At 71.9% G+C, this 12,666-nt stretch carries 8 protein-coding genes; all 8 read left to right on the forward strand.

What is annotated here, in order from left to right:
• The first annotated feature begins 25 nt into the window (after positions 1-25).
• Entirely contained in the window at positions 26-793 is a 768-nt protein-coding gene (locus OG985_RS30525) for a TIGR03936 family radical SAM-associated protein (protein WP_371671561.1), read from the forward strand.
• A 263-nt stretch (positions 794-1,056) separates the two neighbouring features.
• Positions 1,057-5,124 carry a ribonuclease E/G gene (locus tag OG985_RS30530; RefSeq protein ID WP_371671562.1) on the forward strand — a complete coding sequence of 1,356 codons (4,068 nt, stop codon included), beginning with the start codon at positions 1,057-1,059 and terminating at the stop codon, positions 5,122-5,124.
• Between the two features lie 298 nt (positions 5,125-5,422).
• Complete coding sequence (rplU, locus tag OG985_RS30535; protein ID WP_030601628.1) at positions 5,423-5,743, forward strand: 50S ribosomal protein L21; 321 nt, start codon at positions 5,423-5,425, stop codon at positions 5,741-5,743.
• Positions 5,744-5,757: 14 nt separating this feature from the next.
• Positions 5,758-6,012 (forward strand): 50S ribosomal protein L27, encoded by a 255-nt coding sequence (gene rpmA, locus OG985_RS30540; RefSeq protein WP_193473216.1) that lies wholly within the window; start codon positions 5,758-5,760, stop codon positions 6,010-6,012.
• A gap of 127 nt (positions 6,013-6,139) precedes the next feature.
• Positions 6,140-7,576: a GTPase ObgE gene (obgE, locus tag OG985_RS30545; RefSeq protein ID WP_371671563.1), complete on the forward strand. Its 1,437-nt coding sequence runs from the start codon at positions 6,140-6,142 to the stop codon at positions 7,574-7,576.
• A gap of 525 nt (positions 7,577-8,101) precedes the next feature.
• Positions 8,102-9,652 (forward strand): alkaline phosphatase, encoded by a 1,551-nt coding sequence (locus OG985_RS30550; RefSeq protein WP_371671564.1) that lies wholly within the window; start codon positions 8,102-8,104, stop codon positions 9,650-9,652.
• A gap of 95 nt (positions 9,653-9,747) precedes the next feature.
• Positions 9,748-10,941, forward strand: coding sequence for a hypothetical protein (locus OG985_RS30555; protein ID WP_371671565.1), 1,194 nt, complete (start codon positions 9,748-9,750; stop codon positions 10,939-10,941).
• Between the two features lie 223 nt (positions 10,942-11,164).
• On the forward strand, positions 11,165-12,664 hold the full coding sequence (locus OG985_RS30560) for a D-ribitol-5-phosphate cytidylyltransferase (RefSeq protein WP_371671566.1): 1,500 nt from the start codon (positions 11,165-11,167) through the stop codon (positions 12,662-12,664).
• The last annotated feature ends 2 nt before the right edge of the window (positions 12,665-12,666 follow it).

Consider the following 12,666-nt stretch of genomic DNA (forward strand, 5'->3'; position numbering starts at 1 on the left):
CGAAGGCCCGCCGCCCGCACCCGCGGTGCAGCGCATCCGACTGCGCTACACCAAGCGCGGCCGCCTCCGGTTCACCAGCCACCGTGACTTCCAGCGCGCCTTCGAGCGTGCGTTGCGCCGTGCCGAGGTGCCCATGGCGTACTCGGCGGGGTTCACGCCACACCCGAAGGTGTCGTACGCCAATGCCGCACCCACCGGCACGGGCAGTGAGGCGGAGTACCTGGAGATCGCGCTCACCGCCGCGCGCGACCCGGAACAGCTCCGGATCCTCCTCGACGAGTCGCTGCCCGCCGGGCTCGACGTCATCGAGGCGGTCGAGGCCCGGACCTCGGGTCTCGCCGACCGGCTCACGGCTTCCGTGTGGGAGTTGCGGCTGGTCGGAGTGGACCCGGCCGACGCCGAGCGCGCGGTCGCCGCGTTCAACGCGGCCGACAGCGTCGAGGTCCAGCGCATGGCCAAGAACGGCATGCGCACCTTCGACGCCCGCCCCGCCGTCGCGCACCTGGAAACGCGTGACGCACAGGCTGATAGGCCGACGGACCAGCCCTGTGCGATACTGCGGCTGGTTGTTCGGCACGTGACGCCTGCCGTTCGACCCGACGACGTCCTGTCCGGTCTTCGCGCCGTGGCCGACCTGGCGCCGCCGGTCCCCGCAGGGGTGACCAGGCTGGCGCAGGGGCTGTTCGATGAAGAGACCGGTGCGGTGACCGACCCGCTCGCGCCCGACCGCGAGGCAGCGCCGACCGAGCAATCCACGGTCGTCGTAACTGCCGCCGCGAAAGCGCCGGCGTAAGGAAGGTTCCGCGTAGGGACGGATGTCGTAGCGCCGCCCTGGTACTCGGGAGCCACCTGGGTCGGGCAGCGCACCGACCACAAGACTTTCGCCAGGCCGTCCGCATTCGGCGTACGGAACCGGCGAGACAGGACACTAGAGAGCTCCCGTGCGGCGCCCGCGCCCCGGACGGCGGCACCGCGCATCGCGCGAGCCGCGGACGTCACCGGCATCACCGCCGGACCAGGCGCGGCGCCCGGGAGCCTGACGGGAGAAACGCCCGCATGCTCGAGCCCACCGAACCCACTGAGGGTTCCGAACAGAACACCCCCAGCGACACCCTGCCGCCGCGTCGTCGGCGCAGGGCCGCTTCCCGGCCGGCGGGACCGCCCGCCGGGACCGCCGAGACCCCCGCGGAGACCACCGCTCCGGCCATACCGGCCGCGGAGTCCGGGGACCTCGTGACCGACGAGATCGCGCAGGACGTCGAGCTCACCGAGGCCGAGGAGGCCGAGGTCGTCGTCGAGACGCCCGCCGTCGAGGAAGCCGCACCGGCCGGGCGGCCGCGTCGGCGTGCGACGCGTCGTGCGTCCGCGCCCGCCGCCTCACCCGCTTCCGCCGAGGCCGCCGAGACCGTGGTGCCCGCCACGGCGGCTCCGGCCGAGGTCGTCGCCGAGGCGCCCACCGAGGCGCCCGCCGCCGAGGAGGCCGCACCGGCCGGGCGGCCCCGTCGGCGTGCGACCCGTCGTGTGTCGGCGCCCGCCGCCGCCGAGGTCGCGGAGAACGCCGAGGCCGAGGACACGACCGCGGCCGTCGAGGGTGCCGAGGCACCGGCCGAAGCGCCGGCCGAGGCGCCGGCCGGCCGTACCCGCCGGCGGGCCACCCGCCGTACCACCGCGCCCGCCGAGACAATCGAGCAGCCCGCCGCCCCGGCCGAGCCCGTCGCCGAGACCGCCGCGGAGCCCGTCGCGGAGACCGAGGACGCCGAGCCGCGCCGGACGCGCCGTCGGGCCACGCGGCGCGTGACCGCGCCCGCCGAGACGACCCCCGTGAGCGAGGAGGCCGCGCCCGTCGCGGCCGCCGCCGAGATGCAGGCCGCCGAGACCGCCGTGGAGCCCCAGGCGGCCGAGAGCGAGACCGAGACCGAGGCCGCCGAGGAGAACGCCCCGCGCCGTGCGCGCCGTCGGGCCGTTCGCCAGGCCGCCGGCGGGTTCTCGGCGCCGAAGCCCGCCGCCGGTTCGGGCGCGGCCGACGCCCCGCGCCGTCCGGTGCGGCCCGCGGTCGCCGTCTTCCAGGCACCTGTCTTCCAGACCGCCGAGCGGGCCGCCGCCGCTGCCGCCGCCGAGGTGTCCGAGGCCGAGGTGGACGAGACCCCCGCGGCCCCCGCGGCTCCTGTGGCCTCCACGGCTCCCGAGGCCGTCGAGGAGGAGACCGGCGGGCGCCGCCGACGTCGTCGCCGGGGCGCCGGTGCCGCGGAGGAGGCCGAGACGAAGACCGCCGAGGTCGTCGTCGAGGAGGAGCCGGAAGAGGCCGAGGAGCCGGACGAGGACTCCGCCGACGCCGAGGGCGACGAGGCCGAGGACACCGGCTCGCGCCGCCGTCGCCGCCGCGGTGGCCGTCGCCGTCGCCGTGGCGACTCCGCCGAGGCCGCCGGTGACGAGGACGCGGAGGACTCCGAGGAGCTCGCCGCCGAGCAGGCCGACCAGGACGCCGAGGACACCGCCGAGCAGGCCGAGGAGGACGACGAGGACACGGACGAGAGCCGTGACGAGCAGGGCGGCTCCAGCAGCAGCCGGCGCCGTCGGCGTCGTCGCCGCCGCTCCGGTGACTCGGGTTCCGACGGCGACGCCGAGACGACGTCCGACGACCCCGAGCGCACCGTCGTCAAGGTCCGTGAGCCCCGCAAGCCCGCCGAGTTCTCCGACGAGGTGCAGTCCATCAAGGGCTCCACGCGCCTGGAGGCCAAGAAGCAGCGCCGCCGCGAGGGCCGTGAGCAGGGGCGCAGGCGCGTCCCGATCATCACCGAGGCCGAGTTCCTGGCCCGGCGCGAGGCCGTCGAGCGGGTGATGGTCGTCCGCCAGAGCGGCGAGCGCACGCAGATCGGCGTCCTCGAGGACAACATCCTCGTGGAGCACTACGTCAACAAGGAGCAGGCCACCTCGTACGTCGGCAACGTCTACCTGGGCAAGGTCCAGAACGTGCTGCCGTCGATGGAGGCCGCGTTCATCGACATCGGCAAGGGGCGCAACGCCGTCCTGTACGCCGGTGAGGTCAACTTCGAGGCGCTGGGCATGGCCAACGGGCCGCGCCGTATCGAGGCCGCCCTGAAGTCCGGCCAGTCGGTCCTCGTCCAGGTGACGAAGGACCCGATCGGTCACAAGGGCGCCCGCCTGACCAGCCAGGTCTCCCTCCCGGGCCGCTACCTCGTGTACGTGCCCGAGGGTTCGATGACCGGCATCAGCCGCAAGCTGCCCGACACCGAGCGGGCCCGGCTGAAGACCATCCTCAAGAAGATCGTCCCCGAGGACGCGGGCGTCATCGTGCGCACCGCGGCCGAGGGCGCGAGCGAGGACGAGCTGCGCCGTGACGTCGAGCGGCTGCAGTCGCAGTGGGACGACATCCAGAAGAAGGCGAAGAGCGGCGGCAGCTCGAACGCGCCGACGCTGCTCTACGGCGAGCCGGACATGACCGTCCGGGTCGTCCGCGACATCTTCAACGAGGACTTCACCAAGGTCGTCGTCAGCGGTGACGAGGCGTGGCAGACCATCCACGGATACGTCTCGCACGTCGCGCCCGACCTGGCCGGCCGGCTGTCCCGGTGGACCTCCGAGGTCGACGTCTTCGCGACGTACCGGATCGACGAGCAGCTCGCGAAGGCGCTGGACCGCAAGGTCTACCTGCCGAGCGGCGGTTCGCTGGTGATCGACCGGACCGAGGCGATGGTCGTCGTCGACGTCAACACCGGCAAGTTCACCGGTCAGGGCGGCAACCTCGAGGAGACGGTCACCAGGAACAACCTGGAGGCGGCCGAGGAGATCGTGCGTCAGCTGCGGCTGCGCGACCTCGGCGGCATCATCGTGATCGACTTCATCGACATGGTCCTGGAGTCCAACCGCGACCTGGTGCTGCGGCGCCTGCTGGAGTGCCTGGGCCGCGACCGTACGAAGCACCAGGTCGCCGAGGTGACCTCGCTGGGGCTCGTGCAGATGACCCGCAAGCGGGTCGGCCAGGGCCTGTTGGAGTCCTTCTCCGAGACCTGCGTCCACTGCAACGGGCGCGGTGTCATCGTGCACATGGAGCAGCCGACCTCCGCCGGAGGCGGCGGCAAGCGCAAGAAGCGCGGGCGTGGCGGCGACGGGCACGTGCACGAGGCCGACGTCGACATCCTGGAGGCTCCCGAGGAGACCGAGGGCGAGGCCGAGGTCGCCGAGCCCCTGGCGCTGCCCGCGCCGGACTTCTCCCAGGACGAGGAGCTGTACAGCAGCGCCGCCGAGGCGGAGGCCGCGGCCGGCTGGGGTCGTTCGCGGCGCCGGGCGAGCCGGCGGGCGTCGGCTCCGGCCGGTGCGCCGAGGCGCGAGGAGAGCAGGTACGAGGCTCCTCACCGCGACCAGGTCCCGACGGCCCAGGACGTCACGGCCGAGCAGGAGGCCGAGCGTCCGGTTCGCCCGGAGACGGCTGCCGAGGCGCAGGCCGCGCCGGCCGCCGCGGAGGACCCGGTCGTCGAGGCGCCGGTCGCCGAGGCGTCGGTCGCCCCCGAGGTCGCGGACGTCGAGGCTCCGGCCGTCGAGGACGCCGCGCCGAAGGGACGTACGCGCCGTCGTGCCACCCGCAAGGTGTCCGCGCCCGCCGGTTCGCCGGCCGGGAGCGAGGCCGCCGTGGTGACCGTCGCCGAGACCGTGCCGGTGGCCGAACCGCAGGCCGAGCCGGCCGCGGTGGAGCCCGAGCCGGCTGCGGCCGGGCAGTCGGAGGCGCCCGCCGAGAGCGCCGCCCCGGCCCGCCCGCGTCGCCGTGCCGTCCGCAAGGCCACCGCACCCACCGCGTCCGAGGAGGCGGCCGTCGTGGTCGTCCCGTCGGCGGTGGAGGCACCGGCCGCCGAGCAGGTCCCGGACGCCGAGGGCGCCGAGGACGCGGCTCCGGCCAAGAAGACGGCCGCCCGCAAGACGGCCAAGAAGGCCACGGCGAAGAAGGCCGCCACCAAGAAGACGGCGGCCAAGAAGACGGTCGCCAAGAAGACGACGGCGAAGAAGGCGGCGGCGAAGAGCACCGCCAAGACGGCCGCCAAGGCCACGTCGAAGACGACCGCGGCGGCGCAGCAGCCGGCGCCGTCCGTGTCCGCCACGACGGAGGACTGACCCGCTCCAAGCGGCTGAGGAGGCGCGGGACACCGGCATCGGCCGGTGTCCCGCGCCTCCTTCGTGTCCGTTCCTCCGGCGTGCCGGACGAGTGCCGGATCTGGCCGCCGGAGGCGGTCGTTGGGCTCGGTTTGACCCGGTGGGAGCAGGACCGTAGTCTTGACCGTCGGCGTGTTCCCTAGGCGCCGCATCCCCGTAAACCTCATCCTCCAGGGCACAGAGTGCTCCGGAGAGGCCGCTCGCGTGCCGGGCGGCTGGACTGCGGGGATCCCGTTCCGAGCGAGAGAGTGAGATCCGCGTGTACGCCATCGTGCGCAGCGGTGGTCGCCAGCACAAGGTTGCTGTCGGCGACATCGTTGAGGTTGACAAGATTTCCACTGCCAAGGTTGGCGACACGGTCGAGCTCTCGACCCTGCTCGTGGTCGACGGCGAAGCCGTGACCAGCGACCCGTGGGTCCTGGCCGGTATCAAGGTCCAGGCCGAGGTCGTGGACCACCACAAGGGTGTCAAGATCGACATCCTTCGCTACAAGAACAAGACCGGCTACCGCCGTCGTCAGGGCCACCGCCAGCAGTACACGGCGATCAAGGTCACTGAGATCCCCGCGGCTGCGAAGTAAGGGACTGAGGAGAGATGGCACACAAGAAGGGCGCATCGTCCACCCGGAACGGTCGCGACTCCAATGCTCAGCGGCTCGGCGTGAAGCGCTTCGGCGGTCAGGTCGTCAACGCCGGTGAGATCCTGGTCCGCCAGCGTGGCACCCACTTCCACCCCGGCGCGGGCGTCGGCCGTGGCGGCGACGACACGCTGTTCGCGCTGCAGGCCGGTGCGGTGGAGTTCGGCACCAGCCGTGGCCGCAAGGTCGTGAACGTCGTTCCGGTCGCCTGACACAGGCTTGACCGAACGCTTCGTCGCGCGAGGCGGACCTCACTTCCCGGGTGGGAAGGCGGGTCCGCCTTTCGCGTGTTAGAGCAGTAGACACAACCGTACGTTTTGAAGTGCTGGAGGCACCCACATGACCACCTTCGTGGACCGCGTCGAACTGCATGTCGCCGCGGGTAACGGGGGTCACGGCTGTGCCTCCGTCCACCGTGAGAAGTTCAAGCCCCTCGGCGGGCCCGACGGCGGCAACGGCGGCCGGGGCGGCGACGTCATCCTCACGGTCGACCAGTCCGTCACCACCCTTCTCGACTACCACCACTCGCCGCACCGCAAGGCCACCAACGGCAAGCCCGGCGAGGGCGGCAACCGCTCCGGCAAGGACGGCCAGGACCTGGTCCTGCCGGTGCCGGACGGCACCGTCATCCTCGACCGCGCGGGCAACGTGCTCGCCGACCTGGTCGGCCAGGGCACGTCCTACGTCGCCGCGCAGGGCGGCCGGGGCGGGCTCGGCAACGCGGCGCTGTCCTCGGCGCGGCGCAAGGCCCCCGGGTTCGCGCTGCTCGGAGTACCCGGCGACCTCCAGAACATCGTCCTGGAGCTGAAGACGGTCGCCGACGTGGCGCTGGTCGGATACCCGAGCGCGGGCAAGTCGTCGCTGATCTCCGTGCTGAGCGCGGCGAAGCCGAAGATCGCCGACTACCCCTTCACGACGCTGGTCCCCAACCTCGGTGTGGTCACCGCGGGCGAGACCGTGTACACCATCGCCGACGTGCCGGGGCTGATCCCGGGCGCCAGCCAGGGCAAGGGGCTCGGCCTCGAGTTCCTGCGGCACGTGGAGCGCTGCAGCGTCCTGGTGCACGTGCTGGACACGGCGACGCTGGAGTCCGACCGGGACCCGCTGTCGGACCTGGACATCATCGAGGCCGAGCTGCGCGAGTACGGCGGGCTGGGCGACCGGCCGCGGATGGTCGTCCTGAACAAGATCGACGTACCGGACGGCAGGGACCTCGCCGAGATGGTGCGGCCGGACCTGGAGGCGCGCGGCTACCGCGTCTTCGCGGTGTCCGCCGTCGCGCACACGGGGCTGAAGGAGTTGTCGTTCGCGCTCGCCGACGTGGTCGGCAAGGCGCGGGCCGCCAAGCCGCAGGAAGAGGCGACGCGGGTCGTCATCCGGCCCAAGGCCGTCGACGACGCGGGCTTCACCGTCTCGCGTGAGGAGGACGGCCTGTACCGGGTGCGCGGCGAGAAGCCGGAGCGCTGGGTGCGCCAGACCGACTTCAGCAACGACGAGGCCGTGGGCTACCTCGCGGACCGCCTCAACCGCCTCGGTGTGGAGGAGTCGCTGATGAAGGCGGGCGCCCGCTCCGGTGACGGCGTCGCCATCGGACCCGAGGACAACGCGGTCGTCTTCGACTGGGAGCCGACCGTCATGGCCGGCGCGGAGATGCTCGGCCGCCGCGGCGAGGACCACCGCCTCGAGGCCCCGCGCCCCGCCGCCCAGCGACGCCGCGACCGTGACGCCGAACGGGACGAGGCGGCGCAGGAGTTCGACGACTTCAAGCCCTTCTAGCCACACCTGAACGGTACGAGGGGTTCCAGCGGCGGGCGTGCCTTCGGGCGCGCCCGCCGCTTCGTGTTTCGTACGCGGCAGCCGTAACGGCCTGACGCGGCCCACCGTCCTGAAGAACGCGCAGGGCCGGCCCCGAGAGGCGGCCGGCACCCTGGCCCTCGGCGACCTCGAGGGCGACCGCCGGAGGTCCTGGAGGAGCCGCGGCACGAGCCGTACGGCTCGGTCGCCGTCTTCCAGGACTCCGGCGCGGCCGGTGTGGTCACCGGGAGCGGGACGAGCGTCTTCGGCAACGGCCGCCTCGGCACCGACGGCACGAAGGCCCGGCTGGGTACGGGGTTTCGCCTACTGACCGCCCACCGTCCGGTGGGGTGACCCGCCGCGGCCCGGCCTCCGCCCGTGTCGCGACGGGTTTTCTGTTGTCTCCCCACTTGTCATGCACGCGAGCCTTTGTGTTCAGCGGGCCGACCGACCCGAAGCGTGAGCTTCCAGGTGTCCAAGTGGCCAGCGACGCAGGGGAGTCCGCCGATGACCGAAGCAGTCACACCCGACCGACGCCGCTTTCTGACCGCCGGTGCCGCCGTGCTGGGCGCCACCGCCGCCGCCCAGCTGTGGCTGCCGGCCTCCGCCCGCGCGGCCGAAACCCCGTTGCCCGAAGGCGTGTTCAGCCTCGGCGTGGCCTCCGGTGATCCGCTGCCCGACGGCATCGTGCTGTGGACGCGGCTCGCCCCCGACCCGCTGAACGGCGGCGGCATGCCCGACCAAGTGGTGTCGGTCCAGTGGGAGCTGGCGGCGGACCGGCGGTTCAAGAAGGTCGTACGCCGGGGCACCGCCCGAGCCCTGCCCGAGTACGGGCACAGCGTTCATGTGGATGTACGGGGGCTCCGTCCCGGCCGCGTCTACTGGTACCGCTTCCGGGCCGGCGGCCGCCTCTCACCCGTCGGCCGCACCCGCACCGCCCCGCACCCGCTCGGCTCCGGCGGCACCCTGCGCGTCGCGCTCGCCTCCTGCCAGAACTGGCAGCACGGCTACTTCACGCCGTACGCCGACATGCTGGAGCAGGACCCCGACTTCGTGCTGTTCGTCGGTGACTACGTCTACGAGTCCGCGCCCTCGGCCACCGCCGTCCGCCGGCACGAGGGGACCGGTGAGCCGTACACGCTGACCCAGTACCGCAACCGGTACGCGCAGTACCGCTCGGACCCGGACCTCGCGGCGATGCACGCGAACGCCCCCTGGGTGGTCACCTTCGACGACCACGAGGTCGACAACGACTTCGCCGGCGAGGTCCCGCAGGACCCGGACAAGCAGTCGCACGACGCCTTCGTGACCCGGCTGACCGCGGCCTACCAGGCGTACTACGAGCACATGCCGGTACGTGCGACGGCGATCCCGAACGGCCCCCACATCCAGATGTACCGCCGCCTGGAGTTCGGCAGCCTGGTCCGGCTCAACGTGCTGGACACCCGGCAGTTCCGCGGCGACCAGGCGACCGGCCAGGCCGGTGCCCAGGACCCGGCGCTGACGATGCTCGGCGCCGAGCAGAAGCGGTGGCTGCTGAACGGACTGCGCCGCTCACCCGCCCGCTGGAACCTGATCGCCTCGCAGATCATGATGGCCGAGACCGACCTGAAGATCGGCGAGGGCAAGCTCTGGTACTACGACGCCTGGGACGGCTACCAGGCCGAACGCAACGCCCTCCTGGAGGAGTTCGCAGGCGTCCGCAACCCGGTCGTGCTCAGCGGCGACCGTCACCTGACGATGATCAGCGACCTGAAGCGGGACTTCGCGGACCCGGACTCGGCCGTGGTCGGCGCCGAGTTCGTCGGTACCTCGATCGCCAGCAACGGCGACCAGGACCAGGCGGCCTTCCACGCCCAGTTCGATCCGCTGAGGGCCGACAACCCGCACTGGAAGCTGATCGACGCCCACCGCGGCTACCACCTCTTCGACATCCGCCGCGACGGCATCGACGCGCGGGTCCGGGTCGTGGACACCGTGCTGAAGCCGCGGGCCACGCACAGCACGCTGGCCGCTCTCCGGGTCGAGGCGGGCCGGCCGGGCGTGACGGCGGTGTGAGGCCGTGAACCGCGTGTGACGGGAGCCTGGGACTCATCCGTGTCCCAGGTCTCTCTCAGCCTCGCCTCAGACACCCCTCCTACCGTCCTCTGACCATGGAGACGGACTGTACGAGTAACGACAGCGGGGCGGCCGGCGCGATCACTCCGCTGCCCTCCGGTACCCGGCTGCTGCACATCGGCCCGCACAAGACCGGGACCACCGCCCTCCAGGGCGCGCTGTTCGCCGCGAAGGACACGCTGCCCGAGCACGGTGTCGCGTTCCCGGCCACGAGCAGACACCCCATGGAGGCCGTCCTCGCCGCGTGCGCCCGGCCCGCCATGATCGGCGACCCGCGGCCCGCCGACAGACACTGGAACCGGCTCCTGGAGCAGGTGCACGCCACCGGCCGGAGCACCTCCGTGATCAGCAGCGAGTTCTTCGCCGACGCCGAAAGCGAAGCGACGATCGCCCGGATCGTCGAGCAGCTCGGCGGTGGCCGGGCGCACGTCCTGGTCACCCTGCGCCCGCTGACCCGCGTCATGCCCTCGCAGTGGCAGCAGTACGTGCAGAACGGCCTGCGTACGGGCTACGAGGACTGGCTCGACCACATGCTCCGCCGGGCCCCGTACGAGAAGCCCACCCCGAGCTTCTGGCGCCGGCACCGGCACGACCGGCTGGTGGAGCGCTGGGCACGGGTGCTCGGCCCCGACCGGGTCACGGTCGTGGTGGTCGACGACAGCGACCGGGACGGTCTGCTGCGCACCTTCGAGTCGCTGCTGGGACTGCCGGAGAACCTGCTGCGGCCGGCACCGGACACGGCGAATCGCTCCCTCACCCTGGCCGAGACCGAAATGCTGCGGAATCTTAATAAGGAATTCCGCGGGAATGGGCTGCCGGACGAGCTGTATTCACAGCTTGTCCGCAACGGCGCGGTCATGCATATGAAGAACTCGTGCAAGCCTTCGCCCGGGGACGTGCGGATCTGCACCCCGGCCTGGGCCGTCGAGGCCGCCGCCGGAATCGGGGCCGAGATGGCGGGGCGCATCACCGCAATGGGTGTACGGGTCCTCGGCGATCCGGAACTTCTTTCCGCCGTGCCGAAACCGGCGGCCGCCGAGACGCCCGCCGCGCCGCGGATCGCCCCGGAGGTCGCCGCGCAGGCGCTGTACGGGGTGCTGGCCGCGGCCGCCGCGGCTCCCGTCCGGCACACGGCGGCCGCCAAGGCGCGCACGGTTCACCAGACGACGTCCAAGGAGCTCGTGAGGGTGCTCGGCCATCGCTGCCTGAAGCGCCTGGGGCGGCGGTGAGCCGCACCGTCCGTCCCACCGTGCCGTCCACGGCAAAGCCGGACACCTGTGGACTTACTCACAGTAAATTCACAGTGCCGTCGGAAGGTCTCCGCGATCACCAGGAGTGCGAGGTGAATGACGGGTTGCGCGCACATATGCAGTGGAGGGCGCTCACCTTGCACTGCGGTAACCAGGAGTGGGACCATTTCCACGTTCCCTGTCGCCCCAAGGTAGGTCACCTGTGTCACAGCACATAGCCAAGCCCCGTACCACCGCAGTGATCCTGGCCGGTGGCACCGGCCAGCGGGTGGGTCTGTCGATCCCCAAGCAGCTGCTGAAGATCGCCGGCAAGGCAGTCATCGAGCACACTCTGACCACCTTCGAGAAGGCCGACTCGATCGACGACATCATCGTGCTGATGGCGCCGGGTTACGTGCCCGACGTCGAGAAGATCGTCGCCAAGGCCGGTTTCCGTAAGGTCACGCGGGTCATCGAGGGTGGCTCGACCCGTAACGAGACCACCGAGCGGGCCATCTCCGCCCTCGGCGAGGGACTGGCGGAGGGCGAGGACCGCAACGTCCTCTTCCACGACGCCGTACGCCCCCTGCTGTCGCAGCGTGTGATCGACGACTGCGTCACGGCCCTGGAGCGCTTCCAGGCCGTCGACGTCGCCATCCCGTCCGCGGACACCATCATCGTCACGCGCACGCACGGCGAGGACGGCGAGTTCATCACGGAGATCCCGGACCGGGCCCGGCTGCGCCGCGGCCAGACCCCGCAGGCCTTCAAGCTGTCCACCATCCGCAGGGCCTACGAGGTCGCGGCCGGCGACCCCAACTTCCAGGCCACGGACGACTGCTCGGTCGTGCTCAAGTACCTGCCGGACGTGCCGATCCACGTCGTCGCGGGTGACGAGTACAACATGAAGGTCACCCAGCCGGTCGACGTCTTCATCGCCGACAAGCTCTTCCAGCTGGCCTCCACCGCCACGCCCGAGCGCAACGGCGAGGAGGACTACCGTCAACTGCTCACCGGGAAGACGGTCGTGGTCTTCGGCGGCTCGTACGGCATCGGCAAGGACATCGCGGAACTCGCCGAGTCCTACGGCGCGAAGGTGTACGCGCTGGGCCGCTCCACCACCGGCACCCACGTCGAGAACCCGGAGGAGGTCGACGACGCGCTGTCCAAGGCGTACGGCGAGACCGGGCGCATCGACTACGTCGTCAACACCGCGGGCGTGCTGCGCATCGGCAAGCTGGCCGAGACCGACAACGCGACCATCGAGGAAGCGCTGAAGGTCAACTACCTGGCACCGGTGCAGATCGCCCGCTCCTCCTACAAGTACCTCGCCGAGACCAAGGGCCAGCTGCTGCTGTACACCTCCAGCAGCTACACCCGCGGCCGCGCCGAGTACAGCCTCTACTCCTCGACCAAGGCCGCCATGGTGAACCTCACCCAGGCCCTGTCGGACGAGTGGGCCGGTGACGGCATCCGGGTGAACTGCGTGAACCCGGAGCGCACCGCCACGCCGATGCGCACCAAGGCCTTCGGTCAGGAGCCGTCGGGCTCGCTGCTCTCCTCCGAGGCGGTGGCCCGCACCTCGCTCGACGTGCTGCTGTCCGAGCTGACCGGACATGTCATCGACGTCCGCCAGCAGGACCCGACGGCGTCGGCCGGCGAGGCTTCCGGCTTCGAGGCGGCACTGGCCAGCGTGCTGGACCGCCAGGACGGCGTGGCATAATC

The sequence above is a fragment of the Streptomyces sp. NBC_00289 genome (assembly GCF_041435115.1).
GTDB lineage: Bacteria > Actinomycetota > Actinomycetes > Streptomycetales > Streptomycetaceae > Streptomyces.